Annotated in this window: 21 protein-coding genes; 14 read left to right on the forward strand and 7 right to left on the reverse strand. The window is 56.1% G+C overall.

All coding sequences use genetic code 11. The features are described 5' to 3' along the window. Positions 1-123: 123 nt before the first annotated feature. Together ACHZBS_RS19165 and ACHZBS_RS19170 are read right to left on the reverse strand one after the other, a co-directional pair. Positions 124-819, reverse strand: coding sequence for an anaerobic ribonucleoside-triphosphate reductase activating protein (locus tag ACHZBS_RS19165; protein ID WP_319408134.1), 696 nt, complete (start codon positions 817-819; stop codon positions 124-126). A gap of 6 nt (positions 820-825) precedes the next feature. Next, complete coding sequence (locus tag ACHZBS_RS19170; RefSeq protein WP_319408135.1) at positions 826-3,048, reverse strand: ribonucleoside triphosphate reductase; 2,223 nt, start codon at positions 3,046-3,048, stop codon at positions 826-828. A gap of 676 nt (positions 3,049-3,724) precedes the next feature. On the opposite strand from ACHZBS_RS19170, the gene ACHZBS_RS19175 reads away from it, so the two are divergent. Beyond that, positions 3,725-6,205: a vitamin B12-dependent ribonucleotide reductase gene (locus tag ACHZBS_RS19175; protein ID WP_319408136.1), complete on the forward strand. Its 2,481-nt coding sequence runs from the start codon at positions 3,725-3,727 to the stop codon at positions 6,203-6,205. Positions 6,206-6,513: 308 nt separating this feature from the next. Here ACHZBS_RS19175 and ACHZBS_RS19180 read toward each other — a convergent pair whose 3' ends face one another. Next, positions 6,514-7,374 carry a ChaN family lipoprotein gene (locus tag ACHZBS_RS19180; RefSeq protein WP_319408137.1) on the reverse strand — a complete coding sequence of 287 codons (861 nt, stop codon included), beginning with the start codon at positions 7,372-7,374 and terminating at the stop codon, positions 6,514-6,516. 136 nt (positions 7,375-7,510) lie between these two features. Between ACHZBS_RS19180 and ACHZBS_RS19185 the strand changes: the two genes are divergently transcribed. Beyond that, positions 7,511-7,771 carry a hypothetical protein gene (locus ACHZBS_RS19185; protein ID WP_319408138.1) on the forward strand — a complete coding sequence of 87 codons (261 nt, stop codon included), beginning with the start codon at positions 7,511-7,513 and terminating at the stop codon, positions 7,769-7,771. A gap of 32 nt (positions 7,772-7,803) precedes the next feature. Here ACHZBS_RS19185 and ACHZBS_RS19190 read toward each other — a convergent pair whose 3' ends face one another. From ACHZBS_RS19190 to proC, 4 genes are all read right to left on the reverse strand, one after another. Further along, positions 7,804-8,292 carry a thioredoxin family protein gene (locus ACHZBS_RS19190; RefSeq protein WP_319408139.1) on the reverse strand — a complete coding sequence of 163 codons (489 nt, stop codon included), beginning with the start codon at positions 8,290-8,292 and terminating at the stop codon, positions 7,804-7,806. Between the two features lie 12 nt (positions 8,293-8,304). Then, positions 8,305-9,063 carry a cytochrome c biogenesis protein CcdA gene (locus ACHZBS_RS19195; protein WP_319408140.1) on the reverse strand — a complete coding sequence of 253 codons (759 nt, stop codon included), beginning with the start codon at positions 9,061-9,063 and terminating at the stop codon, positions 8,305-8,307. Positions 9,064-9,164: 101 nt separating this feature from the next. Next, positions 9,165-9,641: a DoxX family protein gene (locus tag ACHZBS_RS19200; protein ID WP_394708011.1), complete on the reverse strand. Its 477-nt coding sequence runs from the start codon at positions 9,639-9,641 to the stop codon at positions 9,165-9,167. Between the two features lie 77 nt (positions 9,642-9,718). Then, positions 9,719-10,573 carry a pyrroline-5-carboxylate reductase gene (proC, locus tag ACHZBS_RS19205; protein ID WP_319408142.1) on the reverse strand — a complete coding sequence of 285 codons (855 nt, stop codon included), beginning with the start codon at positions 10,571-10,573 and terminating at the stop codon, positions 9,719-9,721. 306 nt (positions 10,574-10,879) lie between these two features. Here proC and ACHZBS_RS19210 point away from each other — a divergent pair, with 306 nt between their 5' ends. The 12 genes from ACHZBS_RS19210 (at position 10,880) to ACHZBS_RS19265 (ending at position 22,528) form a co-directional block, all read left to right on the forward strand. Beyond that, the gene (locus tag ACHZBS_RS19210; RefSeq protein WP_319408143.1) at positions 10,880-11,599 is read left to right on the forward strand and encodes a FadR/GntR family transcriptional regulator; all 720 of its coding nucleotides are present in this window, start codon (positions 10,880-10,882) and stop codon (positions 11,597-11,599) included. Then, positions 11,599-13,689, forward strand: a complete 2,091-nt coding sequence (locus tag ACHZBS_RS19215) for an FAD-dependent oxidoreductase (protein ID WP_319408144.1) — start codon at positions 11,599-11,601, stop codon at positions 13,687-13,689. The genes ACHZBS_RS19210 and ACHZBS_RS19215 overlap by 1 nt, the downstream gene beginning before the upstream one ends. Further along, positions 13,682-14,836: an FAD-binding oxidoreductase gene (locus ACHZBS_RS19220; RefSeq protein ID WP_319408145.1), complete on the forward strand. Its 1,155-nt coding sequence runs from the start codon at positions 13,682-13,684 to the stop codon at positions 14,834-14,836. The genes ACHZBS_RS19215 and ACHZBS_RS19220 overlap by 8 nt, the downstream gene beginning before the upstream one ends. Before the next feature lie 35 nt (positions 14,837-14,871). Continuing rightward, the gene (locus ACHZBS_RS19225) at positions 14,872-17,010 is read left to right on the forward strand and encodes an aldehyde ferredoxin oxidoreductase C-terminal domain-containing protein (protein ID WP_319408146.1); all 2,139 of its coding nucleotides are present in this window, start codon (positions 14,872-14,874) and stop codon (positions 17,008-17,010) included. Then, positions 17,011-17,208 carry a MoaD/ThiS family protein gene (locus ACHZBS_RS19230; protein ID WP_319408147.1) on the forward strand — a complete coding sequence of 66 codons (198 nt, stop codon included), beginning with the start codon at positions 17,011-17,013 and terminating at the stop codon, positions 17,206-17,208. A gap of 228 nt (positions 17,209-17,436) precedes the next feature. Further along, positions 17,437-17,736 (forward strand): YggT family protein, encoded by a 300-nt coding sequence (locus ACHZBS_RS19235; protein WP_319408148.1) that lies wholly within the window; start codon positions 17,437-17,439, stop codon positions 17,734-17,736. A 26-nt stretch (positions 17,737-17,762) separates the two neighbouring features. Next, on the forward strand, positions 17,763-18,260 hold the full coding sequence (locus ACHZBS_RS19240; RefSeq protein WP_319408149.1) for a DivIVA domain-containing protein: 498 nt from the start codon (positions 17,763-17,765) through the stop codon (positions 18,258-18,260). Positions 18,261-18,377: 117 nt separating this feature from the next. Beyond that, positions 18,378-19,460 (forward strand): type IV pilus twitching motility protein PilT, encoded by a 1,083-nt coding sequence (locus ACHZBS_RS19245; protein WP_319408150.1) that lies wholly within the window; start codon positions 18,378-18,380, stop codon positions 19,458-19,460. Between the two features lie 45 nt (positions 19,461-19,505). Then, positions 19,506-20,669, forward strand: a complete 1,164-nt coding sequence (locus tag ACHZBS_RS19250; RefSeq protein WP_319408151.1) for a PilT/PilU family type 4a pilus ATPase — start codon at positions 19,506-19,508, stop codon at positions 20,667-20,669. 50 nt (positions 20,670-20,719) lie between these two features. Beyond that, positions 20,720-21,376 carry a zinc-ribbon domain-containing protein gene (locus ACHZBS_RS19255; protein WP_319408152.1) on the forward strand — a complete coding sequence of 219 codons (657 nt, stop codon included), beginning with the start codon at positions 20,720-20,722 and terminating at the stop codon, positions 21,374-21,376. Between the two features lie 48 nt (positions 21,377-21,424). Next, positions 21,425-21,583, forward strand: coding sequence for a hypothetical protein (locus tag ACHZBS_RS19260; RefSeq protein ID WP_319408153.1), 159 nt, complete (start codon positions 21,425-21,427; stop codon positions 21,581-21,583). Positions 21,584-21,586: 3 nt separating this feature from the next. Next, on the forward strand, positions 21,587-22,528 hold the full coding sequence (locus ACHZBS_RS19265; RefSeq protein WP_319408154.1) for an MBL fold metallo-hydrolase: 942 nt from the start codon (positions 21,587-21,589) through the stop codon (positions 22,526-22,528). Positions 22,529-22,555 lie beyond the last annotated feature (27 nt).

Genomic DNA, 22,555 nt, shown 5'->3' on the forward strand with positions numbered 1-22,555 from the left:
TGAAAGACGTGGTGACAGGCGGGCAGATGGTGGAAAAGGGCATGCGGGCAAGGCTGGTAACCCCGCTGTGCAAAAACCGTAATCGGTTGGATCGGGGGAAGCGGAAAAGGAGCCCGGGAACGATTACCGGATCATGCAGGTTCTGACAAAGGGGGCCGCCAAGGTTTTTAACCGCATCATTTCGTCCGGAAAGAGGGTCGGATCCTGCCGTCGGTTGAACTCGGGGTCTAGGCACACGGCACGGCGGTTGAACGGCTGGAGCACATAGCAGGCGGCGCCTTCGATCGTTCTGGCGATGGTTTCAACTGAATTTGCGTTGACGAACGGTGCTGCACAGGTGGTGCGAAATTCGTAGGCGGGGGCGGATTCCATAATCATGCGGATGCTTGCGGCCAGCCGTTCATGGATTTTGGGGTCCCGGCTGAAGGGGTGATAGTCGTTTAGCGGCGCCTTGATGTCCATGGCGATAAAATCTACCAGGCCCTGCTCCAGAAGCCCGCGGAGCACCGCGGGCCGGCTGCCGTTGGTATCCAGCTTCACCGGATATCCCAGCGATTTGACGGCCCGGCAAAGATCGACGATGCCCCCCTCCAGGGTGGGTTCACCGCCGGTGATAGCCACGCCTTCCAGCATGCCCCGGCGGGATTTTAAAAAATCAATCACCTGCGCCAATTTGAACCGTGCCGGGTATTCGCCCCTTGCCAAGTCCGCGTTGTGGCAGTAGGGGCATATGAAGTTGCAACCGGTGGTGAACAGGACGCAGCTGATTTTGCCCGGAAAGTCGATAAAGGAGTTCTTCTGGAGACCGGCCAGGATCATGGGCTGCTACGCTGACCCCAGCTGCCGCAGTGCATCCTCGGTGCAGACCGGATCCATCGTAACGGTCGGGTTGTCCATCGGCGGGTTGCATGGGGCATCTTCCTTGAGTGCCACTGCCGCCGCCACACCCGGCTCCTCAAGGTTGATTTTAAACGGCCGCCGGCGGCAGTATTCCGCCTGTTTGCCGTCGTTCCACTGCTTCACCGGCCGCAGGTAACCCACCACCCGGGAGTAAACTTCCGTTTCGCGGTTGCAGTGCGAGCAACGGGTCTGCTCACCATTGAGATAGCCATGGGAGGGACAGATCGAAAAGGTGGGGGTCAGCGTGAAGTAGGGCAGATGGTAATTACCCGACACTTTACGAATCAGCGACTTCACCGTCTCGATATCGGTGATCTGCTCGCCTAAGAACAGGTGAAGCACGGTGCCGCCGGTGTATTTGGTTTGCAGGTTGTCCTGTAGCATCAGCGTCTCGAAGATATCGTCGGTGTGATTCACCGGCAGCTGGGTGGAATTGGTGTAATAGGGAACGGCACCTTTCCGGACGTCTTCCTCGTTGGCGCACAGGATGTCCGGATAGCGTTTTTTGTCGATCATGGCCAGGCGGTAGGAGGTGCCTTCGGCCGGGGTGGCTTCCAGATTGTAAATGTCTCCGGTGCGGTCCTGGACCTCGGTGATCATGGCCCGCAGTTCGTCCATGACCTTCACGGCAAAGGCCTGGCCCTTGGCGGTGGTGATGTCCGTTCCCAGAAAGTTCAGGCAGGCTTCGTTCATGCCCACGATGCCGATGGTGGAAAAATGGTTTTTCCAGTAAACGCCGGAGCGGTTCTTGATGGATCTCAAGTAGAATTTGGAATAGGGGTACAGGTTTTTGTCGGTAAACTGTTCCAGCACCTTGCGTTTGATGGTCAGACTTTCAATGGCCAGGTCCACCTTGGCCTGGAGGCTCGTGAAAAACTGGGTTTCATCCTTGGCCACATGGCCGATCCGCGGCAGGTTGATGGTCACCACGCCGATGGAGCCGGTCAGGGGGTTGGCGCCGAACAGACCGCCGCCGCGTTTGAGCAGTTCGCGGTTGTCCAGTCTCAGGCGGCAGCACATGGAACGGGCGTCTTCGGGAGACATGTCCGAATTGACGAAGTTGGAGAAGTAGGGGATGCCGTATTTGCCGGTCATTTGCCAAACGGTTTCCAAGTTGGGGTTGTCCCAGTCGAAATCCTTGGTAATGTTGTAGGTGGGGATCGGGAAGGTGAAGACGCGGCCCTTGGCGTCGCCTTCGATCATCACTTCGGCAAAGGCCCGGTTGAAGGTGTCCATCTCCGCCTGAAACTCGCTGTAGGTGGCTTTTTTGTCCTTGCCGCCAATGATCACTGGGTGGTCCTTCAAGGTGCCCGGCACACAGAGATCCATGGTGATATTGGTGAAGGGCGTCTGGAATCCCACCCGGGTGGGAATGTTGATGTTGAAGACGAATTCCTGAAGGGCCTGCTTGACCCGGGCGTAGCTCAGCTTGTCGTATCGGATGAAGGGGGCCAGCAGGGTGTCGAAGTTGGACAGGGCCTGAGCGCCGGCTGCTTCTCCCTGCAGGGTGTAGAAGAAGTTGACGATCTGGCCGAGTGCTGAGCGCAGGTGCTTGGGGGGTCCACTTTCCACCTTGCCCTCGACGCCTTTGAACCCATTGCGCAGGAGGTCGGTCAGATCCCAGCCCACGCAGTAGACCGACAGCAGGCTCAGGTCGTGGATGTGCAGGTCCCCGTCGGCATGCGCCCGCCGAATCTCCGGCGGATAGATCTTGTTGAGCCAGTATTCCGCGGTGACGTCCGAGGAAATGTAGTTGTTGAGCCCCTGGAGGGAGTAGCACATGTTACTGTTTTCTTTTATTTTCCAGTCCAGTTTGCGGATGTAGTGCTCCACCAGGTCCACCTGGGCCTCGGTGGCAATGCGCCGGATCTGGGCATGCTGCTCCCGGTAGATAATGTAGGCTTTGGCGGTTTTATAGTATGGAGAGTCCAGCAGCACCCGCTCTACGATATCCTGAATCTCCTCCACCTCGGGGGTGGAACCCATGCGAAGCTCATGGGCCATGGTCAGCACCCGCAGGGTCATTTTCTTGGCGTCCCGTTCCCCGAATTCCCCCGAGGCATGACCGGCCTTGGCGATGGCTGCGGTGATTTTGGATGGGGCAAATTCGACAATTCGGCCGTCACGCTTTTTGATCTGTTCAATCACGGGTCTCTCCTCGGGTGCAGCATTCGTTTTTGGCGGTTTGGAACGACGAAAAAATGCCGTGGCCAGCATTTTTTCAGGGTGTGCAACGCATCGGGCAATTTCGGATATGCTGTAATTCCAGCCCCATGGATCACGGGGCAGTGACGGGACTAATACAACAAGATGTTGTTGTCTGTCAAGGAGCAATTTCCATATGTAGTGGATGCGGCCGGTTAGTGCAGAAAGGGCCAACGCTTTGTGTTTGCTTAAAAAAACCAATCCGGGCCGGATTTCTTCCCTCGTTGGTCAATAAAAAAAAGGTGGCTTTTTTGACTTTTTGTTATGGGTATATGTTGTGCTAAAAGCTGCTTGACATACAATATGTTGTGTGAGAAATTAGTTCTGACGCGGGTACGGCAGGTTTGCGGCATAAACTGTTACCATCGTGTTAACCCTGTATGGCAGGTTCCCTTCTTCCCCGCGTGTCGTGCCGGCATTCAATTCGATTCGGGCAGGATTTCCACACCAGAGAAACACCGACACTACTCACTTGCGGGTGCCAGGGGTTTTTTTTCGTGGGCTGCCAAGTGGGATACCGGCTGGCGTAAACCCGAAAGTAATCAATCGGAACCATGGTTTCGGATCCGGGCAACAGTTCAGTAAAACCACTTACCCCATTACGGAGTTGTGATACCCTATGACACAGAAAGAGAAAATTCTCATCGTGGACGATGGAAATGTGGACCTGAATACCCATGTCTGGGATGACCAGGTTTTCTGCAAGAGCCTCATCGGCGCCAATGCCGTCAATAAAAGTCAGGCCAAAGAGATCGCCCGATTCATTCGATCCACCATCGATCGCATGGATCTGAGGCACATTTCATCGCCCATGGTGGACGAGATGGTGAAGGCCAAACTGGCTGAATACGGTCTGAATGCCCAAGGGCCGGTGCGATTGACCCGGGACATGTTCATCAGAAACGGTATCGATCTTTCTTCCAACGCCAAAACGGTACTGGAGCGGCGCTATCTGAAGAAAGATACGGACGGCAAAATCCAGGAGACGCCCGCCCAGATGTTTCATCGGGTGGCCAAACATATTGCGCAGGCGGAGGAAATATATGACGAGAACGCCGATATCCGAAAAATAACCGAGCAGTTCTATAGCCTGATGACGGATTTCAAGTTCCTGCCCAACTCGCCGACCCTGATGAATGCCGGCAGACGCCTGGGACAACTGGCCGCCTGTTTCGTGCTGCCCATCGAAGACAGTATGGAAGGCATTTTCGACTCGCTGAAAAACGCCGCCATTATCCATAAATCGGGTGGTGGCACCGGTTTCTCTTTTTCCAGACTGCGGCCGAAAAACTCCATGGTGGGCACCACGGGCGGCATTGCCTCCGGTCCTATTTCCTTCATGAAGATTTTCAATACCGCCACCGAACAAGTCAAGCAGGGGGGGACCCGACGCGGTGCCAACATGGCGATCCTGCGGGTGGACCACCCGGACATCATGGAGTTTATCCTCTGCAAGTCCACCAACACCGAGTTGAACAACTTCAACATTTCCGTGGGCATTACCGAAGCCTTCATGGAAGCGGTCAAAGCCGATGCCCTGTATGATCTGGTGGATCCCCGGGACCGCCAGACGGTGGGAACGCTCAATGCCCGGGAAGTCTACTCGGCGTTGATCGAACAAGCCTGGAAAAACGGCGATCCGGGCATCGTTTTTCTCGACCGGATCAACCGGGACAACCCCACGCCCGCGTTGGGTGAGATCGAAAGCACCAACCCTTGCGGTGAACAGCCCCTGCTGCCCATGGAGGCCTGCAACCTGGGATCCATCAATCTTTCCAAGTTTGTGGTCGACGATCCGGGTGAGGCAAAAATCGATTATGATGCCTTGAAAGAGACCGTCTGGACGTCGGTGCGCTTTCTGGACAATACCATCGACATGTCCCGCTACCCTCTGGACGCCATCGACAGGATGGTCAAGGGAAATCGGAAGATCGGTCTGGGGATCATGGGTTTTGCCGATCTGCTGTTCCAACTGGCCATTCCCTACAACAGCGAGAAGGCTTTGGCCGTGGCCGAGGACATCATGGGATTCATTCAGGCCGAATCCCACCGGGCGTCTCTGGCCCTGGCCCGGCAGCGCGGCGTGTTCCCCAATTATGAGCAAAGCCGTTTCATCGGTGACGAGCTGTCGGCCTACCGCAACGCCACCACCACAACGATCGCCCCTACCGGAACACTGAGCATCATCAGCAACTGCTCCTCGGGAATCGAGCCGCTTTTTGCTTTGAGTTTCGTGCGTACGGTCATGGATGGCGACAAGCTCACCGAGGTCAATCCCCACTTCGAGGCTGCCGCCAGACGGCAGGGCTTTTATTCGGAGGCGCTCATGGAGGCCATTGCCGGTGCCGGAACCATCGCCCACATGGAGGATATCCCGGATGCGGTGAAGCAAGTGTTCGTCACCGCTCACGACATCTCGCCGGAATGGCACCTGCGCATGCAGGCGGCCTTTCAAAAACACACAGACAATGCTGTTTCCAAGACAGTCAACCTGGCCCGGGATGCAACGGTGGCGGATGTGCAGAAGATTTACGACCTGGCCTGGGAACTGGGCTGCAAGGGTGTCACTATCTATCGGGACGGCAGCAAGGAGAACCAGGTTCTTTCCTTTTCAGCGGCCAAAAAGGAGGAGGATGCCTTCATGACCGCCGTTCGTAAGCGGCCCGACACCCTGAACGGCTTCACCACCCGGGTGAAGACCGGACTGGGGCAACTCTACGTGACGGTGACCGATTACCACGGCAAACCCTTCGAGGTTTTTGCCACCATCGGCAAGTCGGGCCGGTCCACCACCGCCAAGACCGAGGCCATCGGTCGGCTGGTCTCCCTGGCCTTCCGGTCCGGTGTTACTGTGGATAAGGTCGTGGAGCAGCTCAAGGGGATCGGCGGCGAGCATCCCATCTTTCAGAACGGGGGGCTGGTGCTCTCCATCCCCGATGCGATCGCCCGGGTCCTGGAACAGCATTATCTTAAGGATGAGAAAATGAAAAGGAAGGGGGGGAGTCTGATGGGCGAAGTCTGCCCGGAGTGCAGCCAGACCATCAGCTTCGAAGAGGGGTGCATGACGTGTCATTTCTGCGGATTTACCAAGTGCGGATAGATTGCCCGTTCAGAAATGGCATCTTTTGGCCCAAGCCTGCGTGCTCGCTCAGTTGAGCACCTTGTGAAGCTTCAGCGCTATCCTCGACGTAGCGCCGCTACGCCTCCGGTTTCAACATCGCTGCGGCCCTTGGCCGGAACTAAAATTCTCCACTGCTGGACGGCCGCCAATGTCAAATGACAAAGTTCAAATGTCAATTGAAGGATAGAAAAGCATTTTTATAAAACGCCCAAATGCCTTCATTTGGCACTTGGTTTTTTACCTTGGGCATTTACGCGTCCCAATGAAGTGGTACAAGGTAGGCCTGTTTATGGTTTCTTCATCCCGCCGCCGCGCATCTGGCCGTGGGGCATGCGCGTCTCCGGGGTGACCCACAGGTAGTCGGCCCAGGACAGTTCAGCCTCTCCGCCCACCGGCGCCAGGTAGATGGTTTTGAAGGGGGCGTGCGACCGGGCAAAGGCCCGGTCGGGGATGCCGAATTTGCGGATGATGTGGCCGTTTCCCGCCAGCACCACCATTTTTCCCGATTCCATGTTTTTGGCGACAGCTTCGGCCATGGCATCTTCCCAGGTGCACTGGGCTTCATAGAAAAATTCGAAGGTGTCGCTGCCGCTGAAGGCATGCAGATTAAAGATTTTTTCCAGATAGGCCCGGTGGTCGGCATCGGTGGTATCGATAATGTCCGGCAGTTGCATTCGATCCGCCTCCGACAGGCTGGCGAGCCCCCCCACCCTTATTCTGGAAGGGATGTAAAAAGGCACGTTCAGGGCGATGACCCGAAGTCCTTTTTCCTTTGCAAATTCCAGGATATCGCGGTACAGACCAAAATCGAAGCGCCAGTTGGCGTACCAGTGGGTTTTTGCTAAGAACGCGTTCTGGTCGAGTTTTCCGGCCGTCCATTGGTCCAGCACCGGCTGGTAGGTGTGATCGAACATCTCCATGCCGATGACCAGATGATCTGTGGTTTGCGCAAGCGCTTTGATGATTTCCAACTGGATGGCATGGTGGGAGGGATTGGTATGGTTTTCTCCGACATAGACCACCCGGGCATCGGCCATGTCGGCGATCAACTGCTCCCGGGATACCACCGACGCAGTGGCGGTTTTCAATATGGTATTTTCCATCAAGCGGGTCGGCTTATCCTTGATGGAGAGTGTCTTTGGGGTCACGGCACATCCACCGATACCAATTATCGTCAGCGCGACAAGCGTCACCATCCCCTGCCGGTATAACCGTCGCTTTTCCCGGCAAGTTCGTTCATATTTGCAGAATAGATCCATTGCTCAGCACGTTTTGGAGGTACGGGTGAAAGTGAAATTTAAAAGCGAGCTGCTTTTCCGCAAGGCCTTTATCCCATGGTACGACACGGAGCTCGCCATGATGCTCACCCTGGCCTTTGCCTTGGTGGTGCTGCTGTTCAGCATCACCGGTGTTGCCGCATCCGTGGATACGCCCAGCTACCATGCCTTCATCTGGGTTCCCTGTCTCTTGGGGTCCCTGTCACTGGTCATCACCATTTCTACGCTCATCCGCCTGCTCCGAAGAGGTTCGCCCGGATCAATCTGAAACGCTGGTTGATGTCGGGGTGCCTGCTCGCCTTATTTCTCCTTTTCCACAAAGGCCTTGAAACTCATGGACAGGTAGCTGTCAGTGCCGAAGAATTTTAGGATCTTCAGCATTTCGTCAGGCGCGATGTACCCGGGCCGGTTGGCAATTGGCTCACCGGTCTCGGAAATGAAATAAGTACTGGGCAGCCCCCTGACCTTGTATTTGGCGGCAATGTCCTGCTGCTTGTCCGAGTTGACGCTGATGGGTACAAAGTTGCGGTTGACGTAGGCGATGACTGTGGGATTTTGAAACGTTTCCTTTTCCATCTGCAGGCAGTAGCGGCACCAGTCGGCATTAAAAACCAGAAACACCTTCTTGTTTTCGGCCTCTCCCCGCTGACGGCCCTCGGCATAGGAGAGCCACTGGATGCCGCCGTCAGTGGACTGGGCGGCGTTCGCCCGAACAACACCGGATATCGAGGCGATCACTTCTATCAGGACGATCAGGAGCATCGCCGTGGATCTGCAATAATTTTTCATAGCGGTTCATTCCTATGTGCTGATCAGATTCAGTTTATTGCTGAGCAACAGCAGGCCGAGGATCACCAATAACGCACCTGCGGTCATGTTGATATACTTTATCGACCAGGATACCTTTTTAATCAAGGTCAACAATGAATCGACGAAAATTGAAATCACTAAAAAGGGAATCGCCAGCCCCGCGGCATAAACCGAGAGGAGGCCAATGCCCTGGCCCACCGTATCCTGGTTCCCCGCCACGATCAGGATCGAGCCCAGCAGCGGACCGATGCACGGGCTCCAACCCGCCCCGAAAGCCATCCCCACGACAAAGGTTCCCAGAAAATGGAGGGGTTTCTTTTGGATATTCAGCCGCCGTTCGAATTCCAAGAGCCGGAAGCGAAACAGCCCGGTCATATGAATACCGAAAAGGATAATCGCCACCCCGCCGATGATCCGTATCCAGTCGCGGTATTTGAATATGGCACCCCCGATGAAGGAGGCAGACGCTCCCATGAGGATGAAGACCAGAGAGAAACCCAGAACATAACTCAATGTCGACAGGACGACCCGTGTACGGATACCCACCCCATTCAGTTTTTCAAAGTCGGGTTTAGATCCAAGAATAATCTGCGCACGGATACGGGTCTGCCGGGCCTCGGTCAATTCATCCAGGGAAAGCCCGGTGATAAAGGTAAAATAGGCCGGTATCAACGGAAAGATGCACGGGGAGAAAAACGAGAGCAACCCTGCAATCAGGGCCGCGGAATACGAGATCGATTCTGTAAACATGCGTCCGGTCAATCCTGTAACGTTGTTGGCGGCATGAAACGGTGACTGTTTTTTCTGGTGAGCCGCCGGAACCGTATGGGGTTACAATAAAAGTGTCCCCTTTATCGGGCAGACGCCAGGCGCTGGTGTTTCGGAAAGAAAAGGACCCATGCTCCGGCCGCCAGAATAGACAGATTGCGCAGCGTGTTCACGGCGATATCCGAAGGCGCTTTGGCGGACAGCGAAAAGCAACCACAGGCGATGTTCAATCCACGATAGCTGTTATAAAGGATGAGCCCGGTAAAAACGACCATCATCAGGCTTACCAGCAGCGCCGCACCCTTTTCAAACCTGCCGAAAACCAGTGCCAGCCCGCACACGGCTTCGATCCAGGGGAAAACCACGGCGGTGGTTGTGACCAGTGGCGGCGGAAGCAACTGGTAGTTGGTCACAATTGCTGCAAAGCCCGCCGGGTCGGCAATCTTGCCGGCGCAGGAAAACAGGAAAACCGCCCCCAGAATGATTCGTACAACGGGCGTGACGTTTTTAACAAGGGCAGATGGAAGCGCTCTCACATGTTCACCCCGGGTTGCACTCAATGATGCCATTCTAACAATATAAACATATGAGCTGAATTCGGCAAGGCCGTGCATTGGCCAGGAGGATCAGGCGCGATTCAAGGCTGCGTTTGACCGTTGGCAAAGTTCTTGAGCATGGCTTCCCCCAGCTCCTTGGAACGGTTGGTGGCTGCCTCCACGGCATTGATCAGTGTCGTTCGGAGTCCGCCTTTTTCCAGGGTATGAAGGCCGGCGATGGCCGTACCGCCCGGTGAGGTGACCGAATCTTTAAGCTGACCGGGATGGGCATTGGTTTCCAGGAGCAGCTTGGCGGCGCCCAGGATAGTCTGGGAGGCGAGGAACAGGGCGTCTTTCCGGGAAAGCCCCACTTTGACGCCGGCATCGGCCAGGGCATCGACGATCATGAAAATATAGGCCGGACCGCTGCCGCTGAGTCCCGTGATGGCATCCATCAGGTCATTTTCCTTGAGGAAAATGGATTTGCCTACCGAATCGAAAATCGCCATGGCCAGCTTAACGTCTTCCTTGTCCGCATGGCCGCCGGCGGCGACGGCCGTGGCGCCTTCACGGACCGCCACGGCTACGTTGGGCATGACCCGGATCAGTCGAAGATCCTTATTGAGCAGCGACTCGATGGCTGCCAAAGGAACCCCGGCGGCAATGGATATGATCAGCTTGCTCATGTCCAGATAGTCGGCCGTTTCCTTGAGCACGCTGGCCATAATCTGGGGTTTGATGGCATAGATGATGATGTCGGCCGCCTTGACCACCTCGATATTGTCAGTGGTGGTGGTCACTTTGTATTTTTCATGCATGGTAGCCAACTGCCGTTCGCTGGCATCAGAACAGATGATGTTTTCGGGCTGGGCCGCACCGGATCGGATCAGTCCGTCAATCAGGGCGTTGCCCATGTTTCCGGTTCCGATCATACCGATTTTTTTGTGGGTCAACATGGATTCGATCTCCTTTTGAGTTGGCATTGTCGCAGATAGTTCACCTACGTTTTATACCTTTATGGTGTCAAGGGAAAACATGCGGTCGGCAGGTGTGTTGACTCGGCAACCCAGAATTCGCCAGGCGCTCCGATGGGGTCGTATGGGGCTTGACATCGATGGCGGAAATTTGTAATGGTTTAACCATTCAGTTAAATGGTTAAACCATTCCTATCTACCACTACCTGAAGGCCTTCGATTCTCTGATTCGGAAGCATGTCAATGGAGATACTGCAGGGGGATGCGGGATGTATTGGGACAGACGCTATGTTTAAAGCAGCCAAACAGAATCGAATTTTCCAGGACGTGGTAGAGCAGATCCAGGAGACCATTCTTGCGGGTAAGCTCAAACCGGGCGAAATCCTTCCCTCGGAAAGGGAACTCAAAGAGATGCTTCAGGTGAGCCGGGGAACCTTGAGAGAGGCCCTGCGGGTGCTGGAGCAGAAGGGCCTCATCGAGATCAAGCTGGGGGTGGGGGGGGGTGCGGTGGTGCAGGATGTCAGCTACGACCAGATCAACGAAAGCCTGGCCTTGCTGATTCGATACCAGAAGATCTCACTGCGGCATCTCTCGGAGTTTCGTGTGGGTGTGGAGGGCCGGGTGTCGGCATTGGCCGCAGAACGGGCCACACCGGCGGATGTCATCCGTCTAAAATCCCTGCTGAAACAGGCTCGCCAGTTTGCCGAAAAGGGCGGCGATTTCCAAAAGGAGTTTGTGGAGGTGGATAAGCAAATTCACCTGGCCCTGGCGGAAATTACGGGAAATCCGGTCTACATCTCCCTGCATCACACGGTCCATGACAACATTGACCATTACTATGAGACTTTTTTGGTCATGAACCAGCGGGAAATGAAGGAAAATTTTACCGATCTGGGCAGCATTATCAATGCCGTTGAAAAAAAGGATGTGGACGGGGCAAGGCAGTTGGCCGAAGCCCATGTGTTGCGATTCAACCACTACATGGAAAACCGGGAGATACAACCTTAATGTCGATTAAGCGAATTCAATCCCATCCGATTCTGACTGTGCCGACTGACGCTGAGGTTCCGTTTACCTGGAATGGCACGCCGTTGACCGGCAGGGACGGGGAAATGATCTCCTCAGCCCTGTTCGCCAACGATATTCATGTGTTTGGTCACCATCACAAGGACGGCAGCCCCCAGGGATTGTTCTGTGCCAATGGCCAGTGCTCCCAGTGCCTGGTTATCGCCGACGGCGTTCCCGTCAAAGCCTGCATGACACCCCTGAAAAAAAAGATGGCGGTGCAGTCTGTGGAAGGCCTTCCCCGGTTGCCGGAAGTTGCCGCTAAGCCCGTCTTTGAACCATCAGCGGAAAAATCGGTGACGGTCTTGATCATCGGTGGCGGACCTGCGGGGCTGAGCGCAGCCATCGAGCTGGGTAAACTGGGCATAGAAACGCTGATCATCGATGATAAGGATCGTCTGGGGGGCAAACTGGTTCTGCAGACCCACAAGTTCTTCGGCTCCGTGGAAGACTCCCATGCCGGTACCCGGGGATTTGAGATAGGAACTATTCTGGAGGCGCAGCTGCTATCATTTCCCTCGGTGGAGATCTGGCTGGAGGCTACTGCCGTGGGCGTCTTTTCCGACGGCATCGTGGGGGTGGTTCAAAAAAATGTGTATCGGAGGATCCGGCCCGAAAAACTGCTGGTGGCCACCGGTGCCCGGGAGAAGATGCTCTCTTTTCCCGGCAACACCCTGCCTGGCGTCTACGGTGCCGGGGCGTTCCAGACCCTGGTGAATCGGGACCTGATCAAATCGTCGGAACGCGTACTCATCGTGGGCGGAGGCAATGTGGGACTGATTGCCGGGTATCACGCCATCCAGGCCGGTATCCAGGTGGTCGCGCTCATCGAGGCCCTGCCCCGGGTGGGCGGCTACAAGGTCCATGCAGACAAGTTGATGCGGTTGGGGGTTCCCATTTACACCGGGCATACGGTGGTGGCCGCCCATGGCAAGGCGCATGTGGAAGGCATCACGATTGCCGCGCTGGACGAGGGGTGGCAGATCATTCCCGGAACTCACAAAACTTTTGCCGTGGACACGGTCTTGATCGCTGTCGGCCTGGCCGAGGTGAACGAATTTGTTTTGAAAGCCAGGCAATGGGGAATGGACGTCTACGCCGCCGGGGATGCCCAGGAAATCGCCGAGGCTTCGGCAGCCATGTTTACCGGAAAGATCGAGGGGTTGAAGATCGCCAAGGACCTTGAACGCTACCCCGGTGAGATCCCGGCCGAATGGGACGAAAAGGCCACCATTCTCAAATCCAGGCCCGGGACCCCGGTGCATCGCGAGCCGCCGCCGGGAGAGGAAGGGGTAATGCCGATCTTCCACTGCGAGCAGGAAGTGCCCTGTAATCCCTGCACGTCGGTATGTCCGGAAGGGGCCATCCGCACCGAAGATGATAGGATCACCGGGCTGCCCTATCTGGTAAAAGGCGCCACATGCCAGGGATGCATGGCCTGTGTGGCCATTTGTCCGGGACTGGCCGTCACACTGGTTGATTATCGCAAGGATCCGGATCACCCCACGGTGACCCTGCCATACGAGATCTGGCGGGATCAGGTGGAAAAGGGGCAGCGGGTGCCGGTGACCGACCGGGACGGGGCCATCCTCGGCTATTACCCGGTACAGCGGGTCGTGACCAACCCCAAAAGATACCCGGGAACCTTGCTGGTGCAGGTTAAATTGGAACGGGCCGCGGCCAAGCGGGCCATCGGCATCCGGGTCCAGGAGGTCCAGGTGGATCCCTCCGTCGTCTATGAAAAGACCCCCCTGCCCGACGAAGCGGTGATCTGTCGCTGCGAGCGCATTACTGCCGGTGAGATCCGATCCAGCATTCGCAGCGGGGTGAGGGACATGAATCAGATGAAAGCATTGAACCGTGCCGGTATGGGGGCTTGCGGGTCCAAGACCTGCCGGCCCATGATCCAGCGGATTTTCCAGGAAGAGGGCGTGGATATGAAATCGGTTACCGACCGGGTGGACCGCCCACTTTTCGTGGAAGTCGCCTTGGGAATCCTCGCCGGTGAAAAGAAAGGCGAACGGGATGGATAACATCGATGTCATTATCGTCGGAGCCGGCTCGGTGGGTGTCCCCACGGCGATGGCACTCGGGGCTTTGGGGATGAAGACCCTGGTGGTGGACGGTAAACCGTCTCCGGGCCAGGGTGACAACAAACGGGCCATCGGCGGGATCCGTGCCACCCACTCGGACCCGGCCAAAATCCAGGTCGGCCTGCGGTCCCTGGAGATTTTTTCCACCTGGACCGAGGTTCACGGAGACAACATCGAGTGGCTCAAGGGTGGCTATCTCTTCCCGGTTTACCGGGAACGGGAAGAGCAGGCCTTGAAGAAACTGCTGCCGCTGCAGCAGCAATTCGGCCTGAACATCGACTTCATCGATCCTGAGCAGTTGCGTCGTATCCTACCGGGCATCGATCCCGATGGTCTCATGGGCGGCACTTTTTCCCCGGACGACGGCTCGGCTTCACCTCTTCTGGCCGTTAATGCCTTCGCACGAAAAGCCCTTGAAAATGGTGCCCGATTCCACTTTAATGAACGAATCGACACCCTGGTGGTGGAAAAGGGTCGGGTGGTGGGCATTCAGACGGAAAAGGGGCAATACCGGGCACCGGTGGTCGTTGATGCGGCCGGTGCCTATTCCCGGCCTTTGTGCGCGACTGCCGGCGTGGATCTCCCTGTGTTCCCGGATTCCCACGAAGGCGCCATTACCGAGCCGGTGGCCCGAATGTTCTCATGCATGGTGGTGGATCTGCGTCCGGGGCCGGGATCGAAGAACTACTATTTTTACCAGAACAGTCACGGCCAGGTCGTGTTCTGTATTACGCCGGACCCGCCCATTGTCGGCACCGATACCCGGGAAACGTCTGTATTCCTACCCCAGGTGGCCGCCCGTATGGTGTCCCTGATTCCCCGTTTGAAAGCCCTGCGGGTGCGGCGGGTGTGGCGGGGGTGCTACCCCATGAGCCCTGACGGATCGCCTATCGTCGGCTGGAGCCCTGAATTGAAGGGCCTGTTTCATATCACCGGTATGTGCGGTCAAGGCTTCATGCTTGGACCGGGCATGGGGGAACTGGCTGCGCGGATGATTGCGGGCAGACCCTCCGAGCCGGACAAGGCGGCTATTTCAATTTTTTCACCGGGCCGACAATTTTCCGGAGTCCGTGAGGAACTTAAATAGGGTCAATTTCAACGATTATCATCAGGAGCAAGACCATGACCACAATGAAAACCACTTCACTCAATACCCTGACCTACCAGCGGCGAGATGTCGATAAAGGCTATACCAACCAGTATCTGGATGTGGACCTGTCGGACGGAACCATCGCTGTTGGCACCGTTGAGGAAAAGATAAAAAAGACCTTTATCGGCGGAAAAGGTTTCGACCTGTGGCTGCTGTGGGATGCCGTCAAAGGCGAAAACAAATGGGACGACCCCCAGAATGCCGTCTGCATCTCTTCGGGTCCCATGGGGGGCACGCCCGCCTATCCCGGTTCGGGAAAGAGCATCGTGACCTCGATTTCTCCGCTCACCGGTTCGGTGATCGATTCCAACGTGGGCGGCTATTTCGGTCCCTACCTGAAGTTTTCCGGTTTCGATGCCCTCCGGATTACCGGAAAGGCTCAAGGCGATACGGTGGTGGTTATCGACGGCATCGAAGAAAAGATCGAAATTCTCCAGATCCCCGGACTGCCTGAGGATGCCTATGCGCTGTCCGACGTGTTGACAGACCACTTCTCCCAAGGCAAGAAGGTGGGGATCTCGGTGATCTCCGCCGGGCCGGGCGCGGCTAACACCCGCATCGGCTGCCTGAATTTTTCCTGGTACGACAATGCCCGCAAACGGGTGCGTTACAAACAGGCGGGGCGAGGGGGTATCGGGACGGTGTTTGCCGACAAGGGCATCAGGGCCGTCGTGGCCCGCTGGGAGCAGGTATCGCTGAAAACCAACAACCCCGCCGACCTGGAGGCACTGAAAACCGTGGCCAGGTGCCACTCCAGGGAAATTGTGGAACTGGATCCCAAGCAGAACGAAATGGCCCGTCTCGGTACCGTCCACCTGGTGCCGATCATGAATGATTTTGACCTGCTGCCCACCCACAACTTCCAGTACGGTTCCCATTCGGGGGCGTCGCTCATCGGACGGGAGGCCTTTGAAAAGCTTTTCGACCCGGGTTACGATGGCTGCTGGAAAGGCTGCACCGTGGCCTGCGCCCACGGTGTCAAGGATTTCGTACCCTATACCGGTAAGTATAAAGGAAAGAAAGTCTTCGTGGATGGCCCGGAATACGAAACCATTGCCGGCTGCGGCTCCAACCTGGGGATCTTCGACCCCTTCACCATTCTGGAGATCAACTTTTACTGTGATGCCTATGGCCTGGATACCATCAGCGTGGGTACGGGCATCGCCTTCGTCATGGAGTGCTTCGAGCGGGGACTGATCAACACAAACCACACCGGCGGCATGGACCTGTCTTTCGGCAACCGTGTCAATGCCCTGGAACTGGTTCACCAGATGGCTGCCGGCAAGGGATTCGGCGCCATTGCCGGTCAGGGCATCCGCCGCATGAAGGGAATTTTTGCCGATCAGTTCGGCGCCGATCCGGCCATGCTGCAGGATATCGGCATGGAGTCCAAGGGGTTGGAATTTTCCGAATACATGACCAAGGAATCCCTCGCCCAGCAAGGCGGATACGGCCTGGCCCTCAAAGGCCCCCAGCATGACGAAGCCTGGCTGATCTTTCTGGACATGGTTCACAACTTCATGCCCACTTTCGAGCAAAAAGCCGAGGCGCTGCATTGGTTTCCCATGTTCCGTACCTGGTTCGGCCTGTGCGGCCTGTGCAAGCTGCCCTGGAACGACATCGTTCCCGAGGACAACAAGGATACGCTCGAACCGGCCAAGGTGATGAAGCATGTGAACTGGTACGCCGACTATTACACGGCGGTTACCGGCAACCCGGCCACACCCGAAGACCTCATCACCATGAGTGAGGCCGTTTACAATTTCCAGCGCATCTTTAACCTGAAAATGGGCTACGGCACCCGGGATCACGACACCTTGCCTTACCGTGCCGTGGGACCGGTTACCGTGGAGGAATACGAATCCAGGAAGGATCGATACGACACCGAACTCAAGGAAAAATACAGTATTGACATCACGGGCAGGGATACGGCGTGGAAAGTGGCTGCGCTCAGAAAGAGGAGGGAAGCCCAGTACGAAACTCTGAAGGACGCGGTTTACGAACGACGCGGATGGACCGCCGACGGGATACCCACTGTCGCCACTGTGAAACGGCTGGGTATCGATTTTCCCGAGGTCATGGCGGTGCTGGCCAAAAATGGTGTAAAATAGGTGGTCATCGTCGCCGACCAAGAACTTCCCTGGCAGGAAGGCTTGACCGTGGCCACGCTGCTCGCCCGACTGACGGACGGCCACATCTATGCCGTAGTTAAACTGGATGGCAAGCTGGTATCCCGGCCTCATTTCAACGTCACACCGGTTCCCGACGGGTCCCGGGTCACACTCATCCCCATGATTGCCGGCGGGTAGCAGGCCTTGTGCCTTCGGGCCGTTACCCATGCCGTCAGCGGCTCTACAGATTGCTGCCGGCATGTGTTTTATACGACCTGAAACCGTCCGGGAGTCTCCTTGAAGTTCTTCCAACCCCATGAAAAACCTTGACTTATCCGAGCAAAAGGTCGTATTTTTCCTATGTCAAGGACCCGGCCACCCATTGACATGCAGGACCAACCCTTTAACGCCGAGGATTATTTTTCAATGTATATCGTAGGCTACTTTCTGATGGCAGCGGCCAAGGTCATGGATGTCGTGCTGCTTTTTTTCATGTGGGTGGTCATTGCCCGGGCCATCCTTTCCTGGGTCAACCCGGATCCTTACAATGCCATTGTCCGTTTCATCAACAATGTCACCGAGCCGGTGCTTTACCCGATTCGGTCGAAACTGCCGATTAACTTCGGGGGGATTGATTTTTCTCCCATTGTCGTTTTTCTCGTCGTTATCTTTTTACGAACCTTTGTCGTGAACAGCCTGATGCGGATAGCTGCCTCGCTCATATAATATTCTCCAAAAACAGGAACCCCGACATGAAATTAACGCCGTTGGACATTCAGCAGCAGCAATTCAAAGTCCGATTCCGTGGCTTCGATGTGCGGGAGGTGGACCGGTTTCTGGAGCAGACCGCCGATGCCTTTACCGCTATTCAGGAGACCACGAAGCGTCAGGAGGAGGAGATTCGCCGACTGAAGCTCGAAACACAGGGCTACAAGGAGCGGGAAGAGACGTTCAAGCGGGCCATGCTCAATTCCCAGAAAGTCCTTGAGCAGATGAAGGACAACGCCCGTAAATCGGCGGAGATCATCATTGCCGACGCCGAAGTCAAGGCGGAAAAAATTCTCAATCGGGCCCACAGCCGCCTTTCCCAGCTTCACGAAGACATCGCCGAACTCAAGCGCCAGCGGGTGCAGATCGAAGTGCAGATCCGTTCAATTATCGATGCCCACACCAAACTGCTGGAGATCGGTATGGAAGGAATGGATGTTCTGGACGCGGAAGATACCAAAATCAAGGTGCTGAACAAGTAGCCCAACGATTCAAACAGCGCCTCGGTCATCAGGTTCTGGGCACCCTCCGCATTTTTTCTGATTTCGGTGTTGCCGGATCGCCGGGCCCTGCCCCCTATCAACCACCAGGAGACGTTTATGGCCAAGATCGACGCCTTTTTCAAGCTTATGCACGAACAGAATGCCTCAGACCTTCACCTGATTTCCGGTCAGCCTCCTGCGCTGCGCATCCATGGTGACATCGAGCGGGTAAAATTCAAGGTGCTGGACAACGACGACCTTCGCGCCATGCTTTACGAGATCACTTCCGAAGACAAGGTTAAAACCTTTGAAGAGACCGGCGATGTGGACTTCGGTTACGAAATCCCCGGCCTGGCCCGCTATCGGGCCAATTATTTCATGCAGAAGAACGGCATCGGAGCGGTGTTTCGAGAAATTCCCAGCACCATCATGACTGCTGAACAGCTTGGCCTGCCCCCGGTGATCTCCAAGCTGGCATCGCTGCCCCGGGGGCTGGTCATCGTTACGGGGCCGACCGGTTCGGGTAAATCCACCACCCTGGCCGCCATTATCGATGTGGCCAACCGGACCCGCAGCGACCACATCATCACCGTCGAGGACCCCATCGAATTTGTTCACAAAAGCAGGGGGTGCCTGGTGAATCATCGGGAGGTGGGGCTGCACACCAAATCCTTTTCCGCAGCCCTGCGCGGCGCGCTTCGCGAGGATCCGGACATTATCCTGGTTGGCGAAATGCGGGATCTGGAGACGATTTCCCTGGCCATTGAGGCCAGTGCTACCGGCCATCTGGTGTTTGGGACCCTGCACACCACCAGTGCCCCCAAAACCGTCGACCGGATTGTGGAGGTGTTTCCCGCCCAGGAACAGGCTCAGATCCGTTCGACCCTGGCTGACGGCATCCGGGCGATTATTTCCCAGACCCTGTTCAAGCGTATCGACAAAAAAGGGCGTGTGCCGGCCATGGAGATTCTGATCGCCACTCCGGCCGTACGAAACCTGATCCGCGAATCCAAGTCTCATCAACTGCCATCCATGATGCAGACAGGTAAAAAATACGGTATGCAGCTTCTCGACGACGCCATTATGGACCTGTACAACAAGGGGCGGATTTCTGCCGAGGACGCATACACCAAAGCCAACGACAAGGGACGATTCCGGCCGCTGCTCAAATCGCCGCCAACGGATTTCACCGAAGCCTAAAGCGATCCTGATACCGGTATCGATGGCCGAAAATAGAGGGAGAACATGAAAAAGCAGGAAGTCGATCATATCCTGACCCGGATGCTGGATTCCCACAGCAATGTCTCCGACCTCAATCTCACCGTGGGAAAGCCACTTCAGGTGGAAAGTGCCGGGGAACTGGTGCCCGTTGAGATCAAACCGGAAATCAAGGAACTGACCCCCTTCCAGACCGAGTCTTTCGCCTTGAACCTGATCAGCCAGGACCGGCGTCTTACCGAGACCCTCATCAAGACCGGATCCTGTGACCTTTCCTACTCGCTGCCCGGCAAGGCCAGGTTCCGCGTGAACATTTTTTCGCAGACGGGTCACTATTCCATTGTCTTGCGGAAACTGGAATCCAAGATTCCCACGATCCGGGACCTGAACCTTCCGGATACATTTTATAAAATTGCCAAAGAGCTCAACGGCATTGTTTTCGTCACCGGTGCCACCGGTTCGGGCAAGACCACCTCCCTGGCGGCGATTCTGGAAGAGATCAACGAAGCCCGGTCCGTTCATGTGGTGACCCTGGAGGACCCCATCGAATACCAGCACCCCCACAAGAAGGCCACCTTCAACCAGCGGGAACTGGGTGCCGATTACGATACGTTTGCCAACGGCCTCAGGGCAGCCCTGAGACAGGCTCCCAAGGTCATTCTGGTAGGCGAAATGCGTGACCGGGAGACGGTGGAAATCGGGCTGAATGCCGCGGAAACCGGCCATCTGGTGCTGACCACGCTGCATACCGTGGATGCCGGGCAGACCATCAACCGACTTCTGGGCATGTTCCCCAACGAAGAGGAGAAACAGATTCGCATTCGACTGGCCGATACCGTGCGCTGGATCGTCGGCCAGCGGCTGCTGCCGAAAATCGGCGGGGGTCGGGTGGCCGCCTTCGAAATCCTGGGCACCAACCTGCGGGTCAAGGACGCCATCCTCAACGGAGAGTCCGAAGGCAAGACCTTTTATGAAATCATGGAGGTGGGGCGGCCGTTCGGCATGACCACGTTCGACGACCATATCGTCGGGTTGTACGAGCAGGGGCTGATTACCCAGGAAACCGCTCTGGCATATGCGTCCCACAAGGGTGTGGCCGGTCGCGGCATTGACAAGGTGAAGAGCGCCCGGGGGGAATCCACCACGGATATCGATAACCTTGAGATAGACCGCCATTACGATAAAGCCTGATTGCAGCAAGTCCCGTTGCCTGCGTGACGGAAAGGATCGGTTAAAAAACCATGGAAATTATCTGTGAAAGCTGCCAGAGCAAATTCAGGATTGCCGATGAAAAGCTCCCCAAAGATAAGACGGCATTCCTGAAATGTCCCAAATGTCAGAACCGCATCAGTGTACCGCCGTTGTCAAAGGACGCCGACGGTACCGACAAGCCCGATCTCGAGGAGGATTTTTTTTCGTTCGATGAAGATGAAAGCGACGGCTACGAATCGTCGGACAAGCCCTTTGACTTTGTGGAGGAAGAGGGCAAAACCGCCCTCTTGTGCGAGTCCGACCCCATGATCACCAAAACCATCAAGCCGGTCCTGGATGTTCTCGAATACCATATCACAGAGGCCAGGAACAGCCGAGAAGCTTTAAAAAACATGCGTTACCACAATTATGACCTCATCGTGGTCAACGAATATTTCGATGCCAAAAACCCGGATGCCAACGGGGTGCTGATTTACCTGGAACGCCTCCATATGGCCGTTCGCCGCAACATCTTCCTGACCATGATCACTCGCCGCTTTCGAACCATGGACAACATGGCGGCTTTCCAGAAAAGTGTGAACATGATTGTAAATGTGGACAACATTGCCGATTTCGATAAGATTCTAAGACGGGGCATGGCTGACTTCGGTATTTTCTATCAGGCATACAAGGACTGTCTCGCCTGATTCATTCCCCCCACGCAACGCGAAACGCCGATTTTGCAGCAGGACCTCATGAAACCCGCCGGAAAATATACCTGCATGGAATATCGCCAAGAGATGATTCTGCTGGGCTTGAAGCGGCAGCTCGAAGATCCAGGTCTGTCGGAATTGCAACGGATTGATATTGAAGGGGAAATCCGTGAACTGGAGCGGCAGATGGGGATGGATTGACCCGTGGCCGCCACCGTTCATCATGTTTCCCCTGATCTTTACCTGATCGTTTTAGCGCCCCCCATCAGCGGATTCCAGAATTTTATCGGCGCCTGGTTGATGGTCGGGCCCGACGCGGTCTTCCTGGTGGATGTCGGGCCGGCGGCGACTGCAGACCAACTCGTCGAGGCAATCGCCGCGCTGGGTGTGGATTGCCTGGATTATATCTGCCTGACCCATATCCACATCGACCATGCCGGCGCCGTGGGTCACATGGCCAGACAATTTCCCGGCACACCGGTGGTTTGTCATCCCAAAGGCGCCCCTCATATTATAGATCCTGAACGCCTGTGGCAGGGCACGGTGAAGACCCTGGGAGAGACCGGCCGCGCTTACGGGCCGATGCTGCCGGTGGACCCATCGCGGATCGCCAGCGAGGAACAACTGGCATCGGCGCCCTTTCAACTGCTGGACACGCCCGGTCATTCACCGCATCATTATGCCATTGCCGCCGGTGACTATCTGTTTGCCGGAGAAGCGGGCGGCGTATGCCTGCCGTTGCCTTCGGGAGACCGCTACCTGCGGCCGGCAACCCCACCCCGATTCTTTCTGGAAACCTCCCTGTCTAGTATCGACCGGATCATGGCAACCCGTCCCAAGGCTTTGTGCTATGGGCACTTCGGTTTGCAGCCGGACGGTATGAACATGCTCGCCAGGCATCGGGAGCAGCTGCTTTTCTGGAAAAATACCCTGGCCGTCGAAGCTGCCGGTGGGGGCTTGGCGGCCGACGATAATATCAATCGGTGGGTGGATTTGTTGCTGAAAGCGGATCCGCAGCTCCACGGGTTTTCACAACTATCGCCTGAGGTACAGGTCCGGGAACGGGGATTTTTGAGCAACAGCGTCAAGGGCTTTGCCGGCTACCTGGCCAGACTGGAACGCAACGATAACCAGACCGATGAATAATGAAGAATTCCTAATTAATGGATCGGA

Origin of the sequence: uncultured Desulfosarcina sp. (assembly GCF_963664155.2) — a bacterium.
Classification (GTDB): Bacteria; Desulfobacterota; Desulfobacteria; order Desulfobacterales; family Desulfosarcinaceae; genus Desulfosarcina.

Excerpts from the sequence above, each read along its gene's own strand:
- ACHZBS_RS19165 (WP_319408134.1), bottom strand. The coding sequence starts at position 819 with ATGATCCTGGCCGGTCTCCAGAAGAACTCCTTTATCGACTTTCCGGGC.
- ACHZBS_RS19175 (WP_319408136.1), top strand. The coding sequence starts at position 3,725 with ATGACACAGAAAGAGAAAATTCTCATCGTGGACGATGGAAATGTGGAC.
- ACHZBS_RS19190 (WP_319408139.1), bottom strand. The coding sequence starts at position 8,292 with ATGAAAAATTATTGCAGATCCACGGCGATGCTCCTGATCGTCCTGATA.
- ACHZBS_RS19195 (WP_319408140.1), bottom strand. The coding sequence starts at position 9,063 with ATGTTTACAGAATCGATCTCGTATTCCGCGGCCCTGATTGCAGGGTTG.
- proC (WP_319408142.1), bottom strand. The coding sequence starts at position 10,573 with ATGTTGACCCACAAAAAAATCGGTATGATCGGAACCGGAAACATGGGC.
- ACHZBS_RS19210 (WP_319408143.1), top strand. The coding sequence starts at position 10,880 with ATGTTTAAAGCAGCCAAACAGAATCGAATTTTCCAGGACGTGGTAGAG.
- ACHZBS_RS19215 (WP_319408144.1), top strand. The coding sequence starts at position 11,599 with ATGTCGATTAAGCGAATTCAATCCCATCCGATTCTGACTGTGCCGACT.
- ACHZBS_RS19220 (WP_319408145.1), top strand. The coding sequence starts at position 13,682 with ATGGATAACATCGATGTCATTATCGTCGGAGCCGGCTCGGTGGGTGTC.
- ACHZBS_RS19225 (WP_319408146.1), top strand. The coding sequence starts at position 14,872 with ATGACCACAATGAAAACCACTTCACTCAATACCCTGACCTACCAGCGG.
- ACHZBS_RS19235 (WP_319408148.1), top strand. The coding sequence starts at position 17,437 with ATGTATATCGTAGGCTACTTTCTGATGGCAGCGGCCAAGGTCATGGAT.
- ACHZBS_RS19240 (WP_319408149.1), top strand. The coding sequence starts at position 17,763 with ATGAAATTAACGCCGTTGGACATTCAGCAGCAGCAATTCAAAGTCCGA.
- ACHZBS_RS19245 (WP_319408150.1), top strand. The coding sequence starts at position 18,378 with ATGGCCAAGATCGACGCCTTTTTCAAGCTTATGCACGAACAGAATGCC.
- ACHZBS_RS19250 (WP_319408151.1), top strand. The coding sequence starts at position 19,506 with ATGAAAAAGCAGGAAGTCGATCATATCCTGACCCGGATGCTGGATTCC.
- ACHZBS_RS19255 (WP_319408152.1), top strand. The coding sequence starts at position 20,720 with ATGGAAATTATCTGTGAAAGCTGCCAGAGCAAATTCAGGATTGCCGAT.
- ACHZBS_RS19260 (WP_319408153.1), top strand. The coding sequence starts at position 21,425 with ATGAAACCCGCCGGAAAATATACCTGCATGGAATATCGCCAAGAGATG.